Consider the following 17,040-nt stretch of genomic DNA (forward strand, 5'->3'; position numbering starts at 1 on the left):
GTGTGACCGGCAAGCACCTGCGCCTCGCCCTCGGGGCGCTGCTAACCTCCCTCGCTCTCGTGGGAACCAGCCTGACCACTGCGGCTACGGCGGCGCCCGCCGCGCCGTCGGCACTGGCCAGGACCGTCTACTACAGCGCCTCCGGCTACTCGGCGGAAGCCGACCAGGCCGCGCAGATCTGGAACTCCAGGGTGCCCAACCTGCGGCTCGTCCGCGGCGGCAGCGCCACCATCCGGATCGCCGCGACCAACGGTGGCGGCTCCCGGGCCTATCCCTGCGGGCTCGGGTGCGCCACGATCTACATCGACAACCGCGACGTCTCGGCGGGCAACTACGCGCTGCGGATCGTGGCGCACGAGATCGGGCACGGCCTGGGGCTGCCCGACACGTACAACGGCATCTGCTCGTACCTGATGTCGGGCGGCAGCGCGGGGACGTCCTGCCGCAACGTGTACCCGAACGCCCAGGAGGCGAACCGGGTGAACCAGCTCTTCGCGGGTCGCGCGGTCGCGGCCGTGGGCACCCCCGAGGTCTACGCGAGGGGCTGAGCACTTCCGGGGTGTGGTGGCGGAACGCACTCCCCACCACCACACCCGCCCTGATCGTCGCACGTCCGACGGCCGAAGCTCGGCGGCCGGGGTCGTCGGGCGCGCGACGGGGACGGGGCTGTGGGACGGCGCTGCCGGTCAGGTCTCCCGCCTGACCGGCAGCGCCGCGCCCGTCACCCGGTCGACCCGGGCGGCCGGGCGCGGCACCGGTCAGGTCTTCGGCAGGCCCGGCGGGTTGATCTCCGAGGTGGTCACGGCCTCGTCCGCCAGTCCCCAGCGGTCCAGGACCTCGCCGTACTCGCCGCTCTTGATCAGGTGGTTCAGGGCTTCCGCGACCGGTTCGGCCAGTCCGCTGCCCTTCTTCGTGGTGGCCGCGATCTTGCCCTGCAGGTCGCCGCCGCCGGAGAACGTGCCGATCACCTCGGTCTTGCCCGACGTCACCGCGTGGTACGCCGAAGTCGGGTTGGGGCCGAAGAAGGCGTCGATCCGGCCGGACTCCAGCGCCAGGTAGTAGTCCGAGGCGTTCTGGAAGTACTTGATGTCCGTGGGCTTGAGGCCCGCCGCCTCGTTCTTCCGGCTCCACTCCACCAGGATCTTCTCCTGGTTGGTGCCCGTGCCGACGGCGATCGTGCGGCCGGCGACGTCCTCGGGCCCGGTCACCCGCCACGCCTCGCCCTTGCGCGCCTCGAACGCCAGCGTGTCCTGCCGGTAGGTGGCGAAGTCGTACTTCTCCTTGCGCGCCTCGGTCACCGTGATGTTCGACAGGCCCAGCGGGTACACCCCGCTGTCCAGGCTGACGAACAGGTTCTCCCAGGACGTGACCTCCAGCTGCGGTTCCAGCCCGAGCACGCCGGCGACTAGCACCGCGATGTCGGTCTCCACGCCGATGATCGTCTTGTCGTCGTTGGCGTAGAAGCGCAGCGGCGGCGCGTTGTTGGACGAGCCGCCCACGACCAGCTTGCCGGTCCTGCGGATCTCCTCCGGGACCTTGGCCGCGATCGCGTCGACCTTCCCGGCGGTCAGCCGGTTCTGCTGCGGGCTGAGGTTGACGGTCCGGCCGCCGGCCACGACCTCGTCTTCGGTGACCGCGCCGTCGGCACCCCCGCACGCCGCCAGCGCCAGGGCCGCCGCCGCGACGATGCCGGTGATCTTCCTTGCGGACAAGGGACTTCCTCTCAGAGCACTTTGGACAGGAACGCGCGGGTGCGCGGGTGTTGCGGGTCGTCGAGCACCTGGCCCGGCGGCCCCTGCTCGACCACCAGGCCGCCGTCCACGAAGACGACGGTGTCGGCGACCTCGCGGGCGAAACCGATCTCGTGGGTGACCACGACCATCGTGGTCCCGCTGCGGGCCAGGTCCTTGATCACGTCCAGCACCTCGCCGACCAGCTCGGGGTCCAGGGCGGAGGTCGGTTCGTCGAACAGCAGCACCTTCGGCTCCAGCGCCAGCGCGCGGGCGATCGCCACCCGCTGCTGCTGGCCGCCGGACAGGTGCCGGGGGTAGGCGTCCTCCTTGTCCGCCAGACCGACCCGGGCCAGCAGGGCGCGCGCCTCGGCGCGGACCTCGGCGACGGGCCTGCGCCGGGCGGACACCGGGGCCTCCACCACGTTCTGCAGCACGGTGAGGTGCGGGAACAGGTTGAAGTTCTGGAACACGAAACCGATGTGCGAGCGCTGCTTGAGGATCTCCCGCTCGCGCAGCTCGTGCAGCTTGTCGCCGACCCGGCGGTAGCCGACCAGCTCGCCGTCGATGCTCACGTAGCCCCGGTCCACCTTCTCCAGGTGGTTGATCGTGCGCAGCAACGTCGACTTGCCCGACCCGGACGGCCCGAGGACGACCACGACCTCACCGGTCCGGACCCGCAGGTCGACACCGCGCAGCACCTCGGTGGACCCGAAGCTCTTGTGGATGCCGCGCAGGTCCACCATCACCTCGCCCACTTCCAACCCCCCTTGTCGCGCGTCGCGCCCTTGGCGTAGCGCTTCTCCACGTAGTGCTGCACGACCGACAGGAGGGTGGTGAGCACGATGTACCAGACGGTGGCGACCATGAGCAGCGCGACGACCCGCGCGTTGCGCCCGTACACCACCTGCACCTGGTAGAACAGCTCGCCGATGGCCACCACGGACACGATCGAGGTGCCCTTGAACAGGCTGATCACCTCGTTGGCGGCGTTCGGCAGGATCGACCGCATCGCCTGCGGCAGCACGATCCTGCGCAGCTGGCGGGACTTCGGGATGCCCAGCGCCGCCGCCGCCTCCAACTGGCCGTGGTCGACCGAGATGATGCCGGAGCGGACGATCTCGGCGGCGTAGGCGGCCTGGTGCAGGCCGAGGCCGAGCACGGCCGCGCCCATCGGGCTGATCAGGTCCTTGGTGTCGACGCCGAACAGCGCGGGGCCGAACGGGATGCCGAACTCCAGCTCCTGGTACAGGTAGGAGATGTTGAACCAGAACAGGATCTGCACGATCAGCGGGATCGACCGGAACGCCCAGATGTAGGTCCAGGACACGCCGGACAGGAACCTGCTGTGGGACAGCCGCATCAGGGCGAGCACGATGCCCAGCGCGAACCCGATCGCGGTGCCGTAGACGGTCAGTTCGAGGGTGACGCCGACCGCGCGCAGGATCGACTGCGCGGTGAAGTACCGGGCGAACGTCGGCCAGTCCCAGCCGGGGTTGGTGACCAGGCCGTTGACGAACTGCGCCAGCAGGACGAAGACGACCACGACGCCGACCCACCGCCAGGGGTGCCGGGCGGGCACCACCTCCAGCTTCGAGAAGTCGTCGTCGGGGGCGCGCAGGCGTGGTTGTGCGGACACGCTCATGGTGGGGTCCTTCGGGGAGCCCGCCGAGCACGACGGTCCACGACCTGGGGCGGGGACCGCGCGGCGGGTGCGGGGGCGGGCGGGTGCGAGTGGTGTTGACGGTGGGTTGCGTGCAGCGGTTTCACACGACTGGCGGCAAAGTAGCCACTTCGCTGGCGCCCGAACAAGAGTGCCCACCTGCTGAAACCACTATGCGTCGCCGATTGACAAGGCCGAATGTCACCCGAATCGAGCAGCGCCCGGAGTGAACGGGAGATGACTTCGGCGCGCTTTCCGATCCCGCCCGATCCAGGCTTCCCCACCGGCACAATGACAATGTCTTCGCAGGTCAAGCCGTGTTGAGCGACACTGTCGGCCAGCGGCGAGCGCTTCCACTTCCACGTGTCGACGCGTCGACTCTGCGGAAATGTCTGACTGCGACAATAAATACTCGCATTGCGACGCGTCCGATCGACCCATTCGCGTGCGGAACGAGTCGCACTCCGAGGTGAATTCGACTCGGACCGCCGATCGCGTCGGAATGGCGGCACAAGCGACACAGAAAAGGCATACGTCCGATCGGCGCTACCGACCCGAGGCCGTTCGGCCCCCCTGCCGACTCCACTTGGCCGCACTGCCGGCACACTCACGCCGGAGAGTGCTCGACCGGTTACGGATGGATACGGCCCGGTGTCGCCGCAGTGGACGGCCCGGCGTTCGGCCGGGCACGCGCCAGCCCCTCCGCACGAAGTGACGATCCCCCACACACCGCATCCCAGGAGTACCAGAATGCAGCTCGCACGGACTGTCGGCGCGGTTGTCGGCATCGCGGCGGCCATCGCGACCACCGGCCTGATCTCCGCCCTCCCCGCGTCGGCGCACACCCACGCGGTGTGGGCCAAGTGCGTGGACGAGAAGGCCGTGCTGCACGTCGACCTCAAGGCGTACAACACGAAGAAGGGCGCCAACCACGTCACCGTCAGCCTCGACGGCGAGGAGTTGGAGTCGGTCGCGTTCGCCCAGCAGTACACGAAGGACTTCGACGGCGGCGATCCCACGGCCCCGCACGCGTTCAAGGTCGTGGTGAGCGCCTCGGACAACCAGAAGTACTCGTTCACCCTCGGCGACGACCACGAGCTGGACGTGCCGGCGTGCGCGGAGGAGAGGATCGAGACGACCACGGCGGTCGCGCCGGTCGTCGAGACGGTCGTGGCGACCACCACCCTCCCCGCTCCCCCGGCCACCACCACGACGCCCGTCCCCGTGGCGGCCCCGACCACCACCACGGCCGTCGCGGTCGCCGAGGGCGGGCTGGCCAACACCGGCGCGAGCATCGCGATCCCGCTGGTGATCGGCCTGGTTCTGCTCGGTGGCGGCGTCACCCTCCTGGTCGTGCTGCGCCGCCGCGCCAGGGCGTAGCCGGGAACGCACCGACCTGCGGCCCTCGCCCGGGAGTGCGAGGGCCGCAGGCGCCGATCCCGCGCCGGGGTGCCCGGCAGCTCCGGCGCGGTCAGCCGGCCACGAGTGCCGGGTAGTCGGTGTAGCCGCGCTCGTCGCCGCCGTAGAACGTGGCGCGGTCCGGCTCGTTGAACGGGCCGCCGGCGGCCAGGCGCGCGGGCAGGTCCGGGTTGGCCAGGAACAGCGCGCCGAACGCGATCGCGTCGGCGGTGCCGTCGGCGACCAGGTCCAGGTCGGCCGGTCCGGTCACGCCGCCGGGGGTGAGCGGGTTGAGGATCAGCGCCGAGCGGGAGCGCCCGCGCAGGTCCAGCGTCGACTGCCGGTCGCTCTCCAGCACGTGCAGGTAGGCCAGGCCGACCGGGTCGATCGCGTCGACCAGCGCCGGGTACAGCTCGCGGTGGTCGTGCTCGGCGATGTCGTTGTAGGTGTTGGCCGGGGAGATGCGCAGGCCCACCCGGTGCGCGCCCACGGCGTCCGCGACCGCCTCCACGACGGCGACCGCGAACCTGGTGCGGCCGGCGACGGAGCCGCCCCACTCGTCGGTGCGCAGGTTGGTGTTGGGTGCCAGGAACTGGTGGATGAGGTAGCCGTTCGCGCCGTGCAGCTCGACGCCGTCGAAGCCCGCCGCCACGGCGTTGCGCGCGGCGGCGGCGTAGTCGGCGACGGTGGCCCGGATGTCGGCCGCGCCCAGCTCGACCGGCGTGACGTGGTCGAGCAGCGAGGACCCGGTGAACACCTGGCCCGCCGCGCGCACCGGGGACGCGCCCACCGGGTGCAGGTCGCCCGGCAGGAGGCTGGGGTGGCCGATCCGCCCGGTGTGCATGAGCTGGGCGAAGATCCGGCCGCCCCGGGCGTGCACGGCGTCGGTGACCGCCCGCCACGCCTCCACCTGCCGGTCGGAGTGCAGGCCCGGGGTGTCCGGGTAGCCCTGGCCCACCGGTGACGGCTGGATGCCCTCGGTGATGATCAGCCCGGCGGACGCGCGCTGGGCGTAGTACTCGGCCATGGCCGGGGTCGGCGTGGTGCCGGTGGCCCGGCTTCTGGTCATCGGGGCCATCACCACGCGGTTGGGCAGGCGGGTGCCCGCGAGGTCCAGCGGGTCGAAGGCGGTGGTCATCTCGGTCCTCCAGCACGTATTACCTGTCCGAACAGGAATCTACCTGTCCGAACAGGTACCACCCGGTCGATGTTCCCCGGGTGATCACGATCACTGCTGGTACGGCCGTACAATTCGGGTCATGGCCGACCGGGCAGCGAAGCGGACGAGCGTTCCCGTGCCGACGACGGCGGCCTACGGGCCGATCAGCCACGCCGTGTTCCGCATCGCCCGGCTGCACCGGATGCTCGCGGGCCGGCTGCTGGCCGAGGCCGGCCTGCACCCCGGCCAGGAGCTGGTGATGATGCACCTGTGGGACAGCGGGCCGCAGCGGCAGGCCGAGCTGGTCGACGTGCTGGACTCCGACTCGGCCACCATGACCCGCACCGTGCAGCGGCTGGAGCGGGCCGGGTTCGTGCGCCGCACCCCCGACCCGACCGACGGGCGGGCCACCCTCGTGGAGCCGACGGCGGCGAGCCAGGCCCTGCGGCAGCAGGTGTGCCGGATCTGGCAGGAGCTGGAGGAGGCGACGACGGCGGGCTGCCCCGAGGTGGAGCGCGGCGAACTGCTGCGGGTGCTGGAGACGCTGGAGTGCAACCTCATCACCCGCACCGGCCGCACCGCCCAACCCCAGGACTGCTGACCGCCGCCCGGCACGCGGCCGACCGGGCACGTGCGGCGCGGGCCGGGCGGACGCAGGACGGGCGGGCCGGGCGGCGGTGGCCTGTGGTGGCCCGTGGTGGTCGGCAACTCGCCCGATCGGCACGCTCCTGCCCACGACCGGGTGACCATGGGGTACAACTTGGCGGTGCAACGGTGGGTGGTCGCGGTTCTCGCGCTGGCGCTGGTCACGACGGGGTGTGCGACGCCGGTCGCGGGCAGGCCGGTCGCCGGTCCCGTCCAGACCAGGGCGTCCTCGCCCGAGGTCGTGCGCTGGATGAACAACTTCTGCGGCGTCGCCAACTACATGATCGCCTCCGGCGGCGTGCAGCTCGACCAGCCGCCCAACGACCCGGCAGCGGCGAAGAAGGCGATCAGCGACGCCCTCGGGCGCGTGGTCGACGTGCTCAACGTCGCCGTGCACGACCTCGGCGAGCTGACCCCCGCCCCGGTGACGGCCGCCGACGCCGCCATCGAGGTGATCGTCGAGCCGCTGGGCCGGGCGCGCGACAAGTTCGTGTCCGCCAAGTCCACCGTGGACGGGGCGACCGAGCTGACCACCGACGTCTTCTCCGCCGTGATGCAGAGCATGACCGAGGCGGTGTCGGTGATGAACGAGGCCGTGGAGAAGATGTCCGTGGTGAAGCTGCCCGACGAGTTCACCGAGGCGGGCGAGCAGGCCGAGAACTGCAAGCGGCGGTAGCGGGCACCCACCGCGCCCCGGGCACCGGCCGCGTCGCGTCGCTGTCCGGCCCGAATCTCCCCGCCCGAACCCCGCCCGCCCGAACCCTGCCCGCCCGAACCCTGCCCGCTTGAGCCCTGCCCGCTTGAGCCCTGCCCGCTTGAGCCCTGCCCGCTTGAGCCCGTCCAGTCCCCGCACGCCCGGACCCACGCGCCGGCACCCCCGTGCCCCCGGCGTCCAGTCCCCGCGCGCCGGGGGTCGGGCACCTCCGCGCCCACCCCTCGTCACCTGCGGTTTCCGCAACGCGGGGTGGTGCGGGCAAATGTGGGGGCGGACCCCCCATGTGCGCCGGTCCCGCCCGTGACACGGTGGCACCGTGATCCCGTCCGCCGTAGACCGGCTCCCCGCCTCCTGGTGGCACAGCGGCGTGCGCGGCGGGTCCCACGAACTGGTCGCCCCGCAGGGGCGGCCGGCATGGGCCGCGTTCGTGGAACGCGCCACCACGACCGCGGCCCATGCACACTTCCCCGGCGGCGACTGGGACGAGGCGTTCGCGTTCGCGCTGCGCCCCCTGGTGCACGCCGCGTGCGCCCAGGACGACCGGCTGGGCGAGGACTTCGCGCACCGGCTCGGCCTGCGGCTGGCCCGCCTGGCGGCCCGCGCGCTGGTGCTGGAGCTGAACCTGGAGCGGCTCGCCGGGCGGCTGGCGGGCGACACCCCGCAGGAGCGGTTCACCCACTTCGTGGAGCACCTGGACGTGGCCGACCTGGTCGCCAAGTACCCGGTGCTGGCGCGGCTGCTCGGCCAGGCGTGCCTGCACGCGGTCGCCGCGCACCGCGAGCTGCTGGACCGGTTCGCCGAGGACCGGGGCGCGGTCGTGCGGACGCTGCTGGAGGGCCGCGACCCGGGCCGGGTGGCGCGGGTCGAGACCGGCCGGGGCGACGCGCACCAGCGCGGCCGGTCGGTGGCCGTGCTGACCTTCGAGGACGGCCGGCAGGTCGTCTACAAGCCGCGCCCGGTGGCGCTGCACGCCCGGTTCGGCGAACTCCTCGCCTGGTTCGACGGGCACGTCGGCCTCGGGCTGCGGGTGCCGCGCGCGGTGGCCCGGGAGACGCACGGCTGGCTGGAGTTCGTGCAGCACGCGCCGTGCGCGGACGTCACCGAGGTCGGCCGGTTCTACCACCGGCTGGGCGCGCTGATCGCCCTGCTGTACGCGGTGGACGGCACCGACATGCACTACGAGAACCTGATCGCGGCGGGCGACCAGCCGGTGCTGGTGGACGTGGAGACGCTGTTCCACCCGACGGTCGGCATTCCGGCCGACCCGGCGGTGCGGGCGCTGGCCCGCTCGGTGCACCGGACGGCGGTGCTGCCCAGGGTGCTGCTCGGCGAGCACGGCGCGCTGGACATCGGCGGCGTGGGCGGCGACCACGGCGAGGTGTTCCCGGCGGACTCGGTGGCCTGGCTGCACCCCGGCACCGACCGGATGCGGCTGGTCCGCAGGCCGGCCCCGGTGCCGCCGGCGCGCAACCGGCCGTCGGTGGTGGGCGTGGAGGCCGAGCCCGCCGACTACGAGGGCGCGCTGCTGGCCGGGTTCCGCACCGGCTACGACGCGCTGTTCGACCACCGCGACGAGCTGCTGGGCCCGGACGGGCTGCTGGCCGGGTTCGCCGACCTGCCGGTGCGGTTCGTGCCGAGGATGACCCAGCTCTACGCGACCCTGCTGGACGAGTCGACGCACCCGGACGCGCTGCGCGGCGCGGTGGACCGCGACCTCGCGCTGGACGTGCTGTGGGAGGAGTCGGCGGAGGACGCGCTGCGCGCGCTCGTGCCGCACGAGCTGACCGACCTGTGGGCCGGCGACGTGCCGCTGTTCACCACCCGGCCGGGCAGCCGGGACGTGTGGTCGGCGGGCGGCGAGCGGCTGCCCGACCTGCTGCCGCTGTCCGGCCTGGAGGCCGTGGCGCGCAAGGTCGCCGGTCTGGACGAGGTGGACCGGCACGACCAGCAGTGGCTGATCAGCGCCGCGCTGGCGAGCCGGCCCCGGCCCGTCGAGCACCGCTCGGGCGCGGGCGTGCCCGCCCCGCTGGAGGCGGGCATCCCGGACCCGCAGCGGCTGCTGGTGGCGGCGTGCGGGATCGCCGACGAGGTGCTGGCGCGGGCCGCCGCCGAGGGCGGGCGGGTCAACTGGGTCGGCCTGGAGCTGGTGGACGACCGGCACTGGGCGGTCGCCGGGATGGGCGCGGGGCTGTCCAACGGCTACACCGGGGTGGCGCTGTTCCTGGCGCAGCTCGGCGCGCTGACCGGGGCCGAGCGCTACACGGCGTTCGCCCGGGACGCGATCGCGCCGGTGCCGGGGCTGCTGCGCTCGTTCGCGGCGAACACCGAGCTGGCGACGGCGGTGGGCAGCGGGGCGTTCCACGGGCTGGGCGGCATCTGCTACGCGCTGGCCCGCCTGGCGACGCTGCTGCGCGACGACGAGATCTCCGGCTGGCTGGCCGAGGCCGTGGCGGTCGCGGAGGCGGTGGAAGCGGTCGGCGAGGACCCGGCGAACATCGTGGAGGGCTGGGCGGGCGGCCTGGCCGCGATGCTGGCCGTGCACGCCGAGACCGGCCTGCCCCCGGCCGAACGGCTGGCCCGCCGCTACGCCGCCCGGCTCCTCGCGGCCAACCCCGGCGGCGACGGGTTCGCGCGCGGCCGGGCCGGCACCGGCTGGGCCATGCTGCGCTACGCCCGCCACTCCCGCGACCAGCGCCACGGCGTGGCGGGCCGGGCCAACCTGCGCGCGGACCACGCGCTGCGGCAGCGCCTGCTGGACGTGGGCGAGGCGGACCACAGCTGGTGCTCCGGCCTGTCCGGCGCGGTCCTCGCGCACGCCGCGCACCCCGACCAGCCGGTCGACACCTACACCCTGCACCTCGACCGGTGCCTCAACGCCCTGGCGGTGCACGAACCGCTGCGCGACCTGAGCCTGTGCCACGGCGAGCTGGGCGTCCTGGAGTCCCTGGCGGTGCTCGCCGAGCGGGGGCACGACCTGGCCACGGCGATGCTGACCCGCCGCGCCGGGCTGGTCCTGGGCGCGCTGGACCAGTACGGGGCATACTGCGGCACGCCGGGCGGAGTGCCGTCGGCCGGTCTGCTCACCGGCCTGTCCGGGATCGGGTACGGGCTGCTCCGCCTCGGCTTCCCCGAGCGCGCGCCGTCCGTGCTCCTGCTCGAAACCCCTGCCGATACCCAACCCCGCGAGGAGAACCCCCGATGAGCAACGCCAACCACGACGAGGTCACCACCTGGGACGACGACCAGGACGGCGACCACCCCGCCGGGGAGATGGCGCTGACCCGCAAGTCCAGGACCGGTGCCCGCGCCCGCGCGCTCGCCGGCCTCACCCTCGCCGTCGGCGCCTACGTGGTGGTCGCGGCGGGGCTGGCCGACAGCACGTCGGTGAGCGCGCCCGTCAGCGTCTGACGCCCGTCGGCGACTGACCCGGGGCCCTTCCCGGCCCGGCACGGCCCGGACCCCCGACGACCGGACTGCCCGCCCGCACTGGGGGTGCGGGCAGTCCGGCGCGGGCTTGACTAAGGTTCGGCCCATGCAGACCCGCGCGCCGGTCGTGGTCGGCCGCGACGACGAACTCCGGGTGTTGACCCGGGCGCTGACCGACGCGTCCGCCTGTCGCGGGCGTGCCGTCTTCCTGGTCGGCGAGCCCGGGATCGGCAAGACCAGGCTGGCGCGCGTGGCGGCGGGTGCCGCGTTCGACCGGGGGATGCGGGTGCTGCGCGGGCGCGGCTCGACGATCGGGCCGATGGTGCCGTTCCGCCCGCTGGCCGAGGCCCTGATGTCGTTGCTGCGCGGCGGCGACGGGCCGGACCTGCGCGAGCTGGGCCCCTACCGGCCCGTCCTGGGCAGGCTGGTGCCCGAGTGGGGCGGCGAGCCGCAGGCCGGCCACTCGATCGTGGTGCTCGCGGAGGCGGTGCTGCGGCTGCTGGCCGTGGTCGGCCGGGGCCGGCCGTGCCTGCTGGTGCTGGAGGACCTGCACGACTCGGACGCCGAGACGCTCGCCGTGATCGACTACCTGGTGGACAACCTCGACCAGGTGCCGGCGGCGCTGCTGGTGACCACCCGCGCCGACCCCGGTCCCGCGCTGGACGTGGTGCGGCTGGCCGCGCAGCGCGACGCGGGTTCGCTGCTGGAGCTGCGCCGGTTGGACGAGGGCCAGGTGCGCCGGATGGTCGCGTCCTGCCTGGAGGTGGACGACGCCGAGGTGCCCGAGGCGGTGGCGCAGCGGCTGTGGTCGGACAGCGCCGGCAACCCGTTCGTGGTCGAGGAGATGCTGCACGGCCTGGTCAGCGGCGGGCTGCTGGTGCGCGGTCCGGGCGGCTGGCAGGTGCTGGGCGAGCTGCGGATCAACGTGCCGACCGCGCTGGTCCGCGCGATCGCGCACCGCACCGACCGGCTCGGGCCGCAGGGCCGCGAACTGCTGTCCGTGGCGGCGGTGCTGGGCCACCGGTTCCCGCTGTCCGTGCTGCGCGCGGTGACCGGCATGGACGACCACAGCCTGCTCACCCACCTGCACGCGGGCGTCGCGGCGCAGCTCGTGACACCGGACGAGCCGGTGCCCGACTGGTACGCGTTCCGCCACCCGCTGACCGCCGAGGCGCTGCTCGCCCAGCTCACCCCGACGCACCGCGCGGACGTGGCCCGGCGCACCGCCGACGCGATCGTGCTCCTGCACCCGGACCTGCCCGGCGAGTGGTGCCCGCTGGTGGCGTCGCTGCGGCTGGACGCGGGCCAGGACGCGGAGGCGGGCGCGCTGCTCGCCGAGGCCGGCCGGCGGGCGCTGGCCGACGGCGCGGCGGGCTCCGCCGTGCGGCTGCTCGACCACGCGCACCGGCTGCCGCTGGGCCGGGTCGACGTCGGGCTGCGGGCGGACGTGCTGGCCTCGCTGCTGCCCGCGCTGGGCGAGGCGGGCCAGTTCGAGCGGGCGTTCGCGCTGCGCGACGCGGTGGCCGAGCTCAGCGCCGCCGGGCTGGACCGGGTGCGCCGCGCCGAGCTGCACACCGGCCTGGCGAAGGTGGCCTGGCTGGCGGGCCGGGAGGCGGACGGCATGGTGCAGGTGGACGCCGCGCGCGCCCTGCTCGGGCCCGACGCCGACGACGCGCACTCGGCCCGGATCGACTCGGTGGCCGCGTTCCTCACCCTCAACGCGCAGAGCCCGGACCGGATCGCGTCCGCCGAGGTGCTGGCCCGCCGCGCCGCCGAGGCGGCCCGCCGGGCGGCGCTGCCCGAGGTGGGCTGCGAGGCGTGGCAGCTGCTCGGCATCCTGGCCCGGGAGCGGGACCTGGGCGAGGCCACCGACCACTTCACCCGGGCCCGCCGGCTCGCCGAGGAGCACCGGCTGCCGATCCAGCGCATCTACGCCGTGGTGCGGCTGGCCGGGTTGGACTGGCTGGCCGACGGGTCGTCCGAGCCCCTGGCGGAGGTCCGCGAGGAGGCGCTGCGGGTCGGCGCGATCACGGTGGCCTACAACGTGGAGGCGATCCTCGGGCTGGACCTGGTGCTGCGCGGCCAGTACCAGGCGGCGCGCGAGCAGCTGGCCCGGTGCGGCGAGGGCACCCGCCGCCTCCAGCTCAAGTCGATGACGCTGTACGTGCTGATGGCGCAGGCCACCGCCGCCGCGCACCAGGGCCGCCGGTCCGAAGTGGACAGCGCCCTCGCGGAGTTCCACGAGCTGGGCGGCACCGGCACCCAGGAGCGCCCGCTGTGCTTCGGCCTGGCGCGGGCGTTCTGCGCGCTGGTCGAGGAGGACCGCGAGCTGGCCGCGCAGGACCTGAAGCGGGCCATGGCCTACGAGGCGGAGACGCCGACCACGTTCCACCTGTCCGGCACGCACGGCCTGCGGCTGCTGCTGGGCGTGCTGTCCGGCGACGTGGACCACGCGGCGTACCAGGAGATCACCCGCTCGGCGGCGGCCGGGATGCGCTGGAACCGGGTGTTCGGTCAGTTCGCGCGCGCGGTGCTGCTGGGCCGCGACGGGCGCGAGGTGGAGGCGTCCTCGGCGGTGCGCGCGGCCCGCGACGCGGCGTCGATCTACCCGCTGGCCCGGCACCTCGGGCTGCGCCTGGTGGCGGAGGCGGCGGTCGCGGACGGCTGGGGCGAGCCGGTGGCGTGGCTGCGCGGCGCGGAGGAGTACTTCCACCAGCACGGCGGGACGGCCGTGGCCAGCGCGTGCCGGGGGCTGCTGCGCCAGGTGGGCGCGTCCGTGCCGCAGCGGCGGACCGGCTCCGACCAGGTGCCGGGGGAGCTGCGGGCGCTGGGCGTGACGGTGCGGGAGTTCGAAGTGTTCCGGCTGCTCGCGGGCCGGCTGGGCAACAAGGCGATCGCCACCCGGCTGCACATCTCCCCGCGCACCGTGGAGAAGCACGTGGCCAGCCTGATCACCAAGACCGCGCAGCCGGACCGCGAGGCGCTCAGCACGTTCGCCGCCGACCTGGGACCCTCCGACCGGCCCTAGCCGGGGAGCCGGGCGGGGCGCTAGGAACTCCCCGTGAGGAACCTCTTGGCACTGGTGCTGATGGTGGTCGTGGGCGGTGTCGTCGGCCTCGGCGGCGTGGCGCAGGCGTCCGAAGAGCCGAACCGCGGCGGCGACCCCGACGTGACGCGGGGTCCGTGCGCGTACACGAAGACGCCGGACGACCCGGCCGCCCGGCCGGTGAAGCTCCCGCCGGACCCCCGGCGCACGCCCGACCGGGGCCGGGCCGAGGTGGTGCTCAAGACCAACTTCGGCGACATCCCCCTGGTGCTGGAGCGCGCGCAGGCCCCGTGCACCGTCCAGAGCTTCCTGCACCTGGTGGACAAGAAGTTCTACGACGCCACCACGTGCCACCGGCTGACCGCGTACCCGACGCTGAAGGTGTTGCAGTGCGGCGACCCGTCCGGGACCGGCGAGCGCGGGCCGGGCTACAAGTACAAGGACGAGCTGCCGACGAACCTGCCGCCCGCGCCGAACGACCCGACCGGTGAGCGCCGCATCTACCCGCGCGGCACGCTGGCGATGGCGAACGCGGGCCCGGCCACGAACGGCAGCCAGTTCTTCCTGGTGACCTCGGACAGCACCCTGCGGCCGAACTACACGGTCTTCGGCAAGATCAAGCCGGAGGGCCTGCGCACGCTCGACAAGGTCGCGGCGGCGGGCATCAAGCCCACCCCGGACGACCCGGCCCCGGTCGACGGCAGCCCGACCAACCCCGTGGACATCAAGCGCGCCAAGAAGGTCTGCTGACGGCGGTGGGCGTCGCGCGGTCCGCGCGACGCCCACCCCGCTCCGCGCGCGGCCTCCCCGGCCGGGCGGGCGGCGGTCGTGGGTCGCAGTACGGGGCCGCCGGGCGGCTCAGGGCGTGGGAGCGACGATCCTCAGGTCCGAGTTCCAGTCGGTGAACCGGTGCTGGGTGCGCTGGAAGACGGTGTCCTCCAACGTCTTCATCACCTGCTCCACCCGCACCGGCAACCCGCCCGGTCCGACCCAGAGCACCGCCGTGGCGGTGAAGCCGGACTCGTAGGCGGCCAGCAACTGGGACCGGTGGGTCACGTCGGAGGTCTGCTCGGCCTGCAGGCGCAGGTCGACCAGCATGGTGTAGCGGTGGGTCGGGACGCCGTCCACCGGCTCCGTCCCGGTTTCCACGACCAGCGAGCCGCGCAGCGCGGCCACCACCGAGCGCGGGTCCACCTCGTCCGCGACGCCGTCCATGGCCACCCCGGACTTCACGCCGGCCCGGTCGGTGCGCCCCAGCCGCGTCCACGCGCCGCCGCCGGACCGCAGGTACCCGGCCTCCGCCAGCACGACGACCTCGACGTCGCCCTCGCGGAGGGTGACCAGGCGGGCGTCGCGGGACCGGACGAGGCCGCCCTCGGCGCGGACCCGGCGGCCGGACAGGGCGGTCTCCGAGTCGAAGCGCACCGAGTACTGCCCGTCGACCCTCGACACCAGCGACGACACCAGCGACGCGGCGTCGCGCGCCACGGGTTCCAAGGTCGGTTCGGGCAGGGCTGTCCTGGTCGCGCACCCCGCCGCCAGAACGACGCACAGCAGCGATGGGACCAGGGACCTGCGCATGATTTCCCCCACGAAACGGTGATCAGCGGCCATCTTCCCGCACCCGCGCGGGATAAGGGGTGCGAACCCGCAAACTACCTGGGCTACCGTGCGGCGTATGCCCCACGTGCTCTCGGTGAACATCGGCGCGCGCGCCGACTTCGAACCCGCCGTGATCGGCCACACCGGTCATGACAAGCGCCCCGTTCCGGGCGCGGTCCAGGTCAGCGCCCCGGTGGGCCCCGGCAGCGGCCTGGCCGGCGACCACATCTCGGACGGTCGCAGCCACGGCGGCCCGGACCAGGCGGTGTACGCCTACGCCCGCGAGGACCTGGACGCCTGGTCGGCGGAGCTGGGCCGCGACCTCGTGCCCGGCCTGTTCGGCGAGAACCTGACCACGGTGGGCCTGGACGCGACCAACGCCGTCGTGGGCTCGCGCTGGCGGGTCGGCGGCGCGCTGCTCCTCCAGGTGACCGACCCGCGCATCCCGTGCCGCACGTTCGCCAGCGTGATGGACGACCGGAGCTGGGTGCGGACGTTCACCGAGCGCGCGCTGTGCGGCGCGTACTTCCGGGTGCTGGAACCGGGTGCGGTGGCGGCCGGCGACGGCATCGAGCTGGTGGACCTGCCGGACCACGACGTGACGGTCCGCCTGGTGTTCCGGGCGCTGACCCTGGAGCCGGACCTGCTGCCCCGGCTGCTCGACGCGGGCCCGCACCTGACCGGCAAGACGCAGGAGAAGGTGCGCCGCCGGCTGGCGACGACCTCCGCCTGACGCGCGGCCCCCGGGCACTCCCGCGCGGGGGTGCCCGGGGGCCGGCGGGGTCAGCTCAGCGCGGAGAGCTTCTCGAACTCCTCGTCGGTCAGCTCGATGGAGCGGGCCGCCGTGTTCTCCTCCAGGTGCGCGATCGACGACGTGCCCGGGATCGGCAGCACGACCGGCGAGCGGCGCAGCAGCCAGGCCAGCGCGAGCTGCGCGGGCGTGGCCCCGTGGTCCTTGGCGGCGGTGTCCAGCACGCCGCCGGGGCGGGCCAGCTCGCCGGTGGCGACCGGGAACCACGGGATGAACGCGATGCCGTGCTCGGTGGCGTGGTCGAGGACCGCCTCGTGCCGCCGGTCCGCCAGGTTGTACAGGTTCTGCACGGAGGCGATCGGCGCGATGGCGCGGGCCGCCTCCAACTGCTCGACGTCCACCTCGGACAGTCCGATGTGCCGGATCTTGCCCTCGTCCTGGAGCTTCTTCAGCTCGCCGACCTGGTCCTCCAGCGGCACCTCGGGGTCGATCCGGTGCAGCTGGTACAGGTCGATCCGCTCGACGCCCAGCCGGCGCAGGCTCGCCTCCAGGGCGTGCCGCAGGTAGACCGGCTTGCCGAGGGTGTGCCACTGGTCGGGGCCGGTGCGCACCAGGCCCGCCTTGGTCGCCACGACCAGGCCGTCGGCGTAGGGGTGCAGCGCCTCGCGGATCAGCTCCTCGTTGACGTGCGGGCCGTAGGAGTCGGCCGTGTCGATGAAGTCGATCCCGAGCTCGACCGCCCGCCGCAGCACGGCGCGCGCGGTGTCCCGGTCGGCCGGGTAGCCCCAGATGCCCTCGCCGGTCAACCGCATCGCGCCGTAGCCGAGCCGGTTGACGGTCAGGTCCCCGCCCAGTGCAAAGGTCTCGGACACCTCAGGTGCTCCTCTGTCAGGTAGACGAACGTT

Annotated in this window: 15 protein-coding genes; 9 read left to right on the plus strand and 6 right to left on the minus strand. The window is 73.8% G+C overall.

Annotation, left to right across the window (positions count from 1 at the left end; all coding sequences use genetic code 11):
- Positions 1 to 2 precede the first annotated feature (2 nt).
- Entirely contained in the window at positions 3 to 548 is a 546-nt protein-coding gene (locus tag AB0I60_RS24075) for a snapalysin family zinc-dependent metalloprotease (protein ID WP_360733115.1), read from the plus strand.
- Between the two features lie 210 nt (positions 549 to 758).
- Here AB0I60_RS24075 and AB0I60_RS24080 read toward each other — a convergent pair whose 3' ends face one another.
- From AB0I60_RS24080 to AB0I60_RS24090, 3 genes are read right to left on the minus strand one after another with little or no spacing between them, the layout of a single operon-like run.
- Positions 759 to 1,712, minus strand: a complete 954-nt coding sequence (locus AB0I60_RS24080; protein WP_360733117.1) for an ABC transporter substrate-binding protein — start codon at positions 1,710 to 1,712, stop codon at positions 759 to 761.
- An 11-nt stretch (positions 1,713 to 1,723) separates the two neighbouring features.
- Positions 1,724 to 2,476, minus strand: a complete 753-nt coding sequence (locus AB0I60_RS24085; protein WP_360733376.1) for an amino acid ABC transporter ATP-binding protein — start codon at positions 2,474 to 2,476, stop codon at positions 1,724 to 1,726.
- Positions 2,476 to 3,375 carry an amino acid ABC transporter permease gene (locus AB0I60_RS24090; RefSeq protein WP_360733118.1) on the minus strand — a complete coding sequence of 300 codons (900 nt, stop codon included), beginning with the start codon at positions 3,373 to 3,375 and terminating at the stop codon, positions 2,476 to 2,478. Before AB0I60_RS24090 ends, AB0I60_RS24085 begins: the two co-directional genes overlap by 1 nt.
- Before the next feature lie 768 nt (positions 3,376 to 4,143).
- Here AB0I60_RS24090 and AB0I60_RS24095 point away from each other — a divergent pair.
- A complete protein-coding gene (locus tag AB0I60_RS24095) occupies positions 4,144 to 4,773 on the plus strand; it encodes a hypothetical protein (RefSeq protein ID WP_360733120.1) in 630 nt (209 codons plus the stop codon).
- Positions 4,774 to 4,864: 91 nt separating this feature from the next.
- Here AB0I60_RS24095 and AB0I60_RS24100 read toward each other — a convergent pair whose 3' ends face one another.
- Positions 4,865 to 5,929, minus strand: coding sequence for an alkene reductase (locus AB0I60_RS24100; protein ID WP_360733122.1), 1,065 nt, complete (start codon positions 5,927 to 5,929; stop codon positions 4,865 to 4,867).
- Between the two features lie 121 nt (positions 5,930 to 6,050).
- Between AB0I60_RS24100 and AB0I60_RS24105 the strand changes: the two genes are divergently transcribed.
- From AB0I60_RS24105 to AB0I60_RS24130, 6 genes are all read left to right on the plus strand, one after another.
- A complete protein-coding gene (locus AB0I60_RS24105) occupies positions 6,051 to 6,551 on the plus strand; it encodes a MarR family winged helix-turn-helix transcriptional regulator (RefSeq protein WP_360733124.1) in 501 nt (166 codons plus the stop codon).
- 147 nt (positions 6,552 to 6,698) lie between these two features.
- Positions 6,699 to 7,271: a hypothetical protein gene (locus AB0I60_RS24110; protein ID WP_360733125.1), complete on the plus strand. Its 573-nt coding sequence runs from the start codon at positions 6,699 to 6,701 to the stop codon at positions 7,269 to 7,271.
- 355 nt (positions 7,272 to 7,626) lie between these two features.
- Complete coding sequence (locus AB0I60_RS24115; RefSeq protein WP_360733127.1) at positions 7,627 to 10,512, plus strand: type 2 lanthipeptide synthetase LanM family protein; 2,886 nt, start codon at positions 7,627 to 7,629, stop codon at positions 10,510 to 10,512.
- Entirely contained in the window at positions 10,509 to 10,718 is a 210-nt protein-coding gene (locus tag AB0I60_RS24120; protein ID WP_360733129.1) for a hypothetical protein, read from the plus strand. Before AB0I60_RS24115 ends, AB0I60_RS24120 begins: the two co-directional genes overlap by 4 nt.
- 124 nt (positions 10,719 to 10,842) lie before the next feature.
- Positions 10,843 to 13,764: an AAA family ATPase gene (locus tag AB0I60_RS24125; protein ID WP_360733130.1), complete on the plus strand. Its 2,922-nt coding sequence runs from the start codon at positions 10,843 to 10,845 to the stop codon at positions 13,762 to 13,764.
- Between the two features lie 33 nt (positions 13,765 to 13,797).
- Positions 13,798 to 14,532 carry a peptidylprolyl isomerase gene (locus AB0I60_RS24130; RefSeq protein ID WP_360733132.1) on the plus strand — a complete coding sequence of 245 codons (735 nt, stop codon included), beginning with the start codon at positions 13,798 to 13,800 and terminating at the stop codon, positions 14,530 to 14,532.
- Positions 14,533 to 14,640: 108 nt separating this feature from the next.
- Here the strand turns inward: AB0I60_RS24130 and AB0I60_RS24135 are convergent, their stop codons facing one another.
- Positions 14,641 to 15,363, minus strand: coding sequence for a hypothetical protein (locus AB0I60_RS24135; RefSeq protein ID WP_360733134.1), 723 nt, complete (start codon positions 15,361 to 15,363; stop codon positions 14,641 to 14,643).
- 97 nt (positions 15,364 to 15,460) lie between these two features.
- On the opposite strand from AB0I60_RS24135, the gene AB0I60_RS24140 reads away from it, so the two are divergent.
- The gene (locus AB0I60_RS24140; protein WP_360733136.1) at positions 15,461 to 16,117 is read left to right on the plus strand and encodes an MOSC domain-containing protein; all 657 of its coding nucleotides are present in this window, start codon (positions 15,461 to 15,463) and stop codon (positions 16,115 to 16,117) included.
- Positions 16,118 to 16,167: 50 nt separating this feature from the next.
- Here AB0I60_RS24140 and AB0I60_RS24145 read toward each other — a convergent pair whose 3' ends face one another.
- Positions 16,168 to 17,007 (minus strand): aldo/keto reductase, encoded by an 840-nt coding sequence (locus AB0I60_RS24145; RefSeq protein WP_360733138.1) that lies wholly within the window; start codon positions 17,005 to 17,007, stop codon positions 16,168 to 16,170.
- Positions 17,008 to 17,040: the final 33 nt, after the last annotated feature.

This window comes from Actinosynnema sp. NPDC050436 (assembly GCF_040655415.1).
Lineage (GTDB): Bacteria > Actinomycetota > Actinomycetes > Mycobacteriales > Pseudonocardiaceae > Actinosynnema.

What these genes read in the sequence shown, in the direction of transcription:
- AB0I60_RS24125 (WP_360733130.1), top strand. Translation starts at nt 10,843, where the DNA reads ATGCAGACCCGCGCGCCGGTCGTGGTCGGCCGCGACGACGAACTCCGG.
- AB0I60_RS24120 (WP_360733129.1), top strand. Translation starts at nt 10,509, where the DNA reads ATGAGCAACGCCAACCACGACGAGGTCACCACCTGGGACGACGACCAG.
- AB0I60_RS24140 (WP_360733136.1), top strand. Translation starts at nt 15,461, where the DNA reads ATGCCCCACGTGCTCTCGGTGAACATCGGCGCGCGCGCCGACTTCGAA.
- AB0I60_RS24135 (WP_360733134.1), bottom strand. Translation starts at nt 15,363, where the DNA reads ATGCGCAGGTCCCTGGTCCCATCGCTGCTGTGCGTCGTTCTGGCGGCG.
- AB0I60_RS24110 (WP_360733125.1), top strand. Translation starts at nt 6,699, where the DNA reads ATGGGGTACAACTTGGCGGTGCAACGGTGGGTGGTCGCGGTTCTCGCG.
- AB0I60_RS24090 (WP_360733118.1), bottom strand. Translation starts at nt 3,375, where the DNA reads ATGAGCGTGTCCGCACAACCACGCCTGCGCGCCCCCGACGACGACTTC.
- AB0I60_RS24100 (WP_360733122.1), bottom strand. Translation starts at nt 5,929, where the DNA reads ATGACCACCGCCTTCGACCCGCTGGACCTCGCGGGCACCCGCCTGCCC.
- AB0I60_RS24085 (WP_360733376.1), bottom strand. Translation starts at nt 2,476, where the DNA reads ATGGTGGACCTGCGCGGCATCCACAAGAGCTTCGGGTCCACCGAGGTG.
- AB0I60_RS24095 (WP_360733120.1), top strand. Translation starts at nt 4,144, where the DNA reads ATGCAGCTCGCACGGACTGTCGGCGCGGTTGTCGGCATCGCGGCGGCC.
- AB0I60_RS24105 (WP_360733124.1), top strand. Translation starts at nt 6,051, where the DNA reads ATGGCCGACCGGGCAGCGAAGCGGACGAGCGTTCCCGTGCCGACGACG.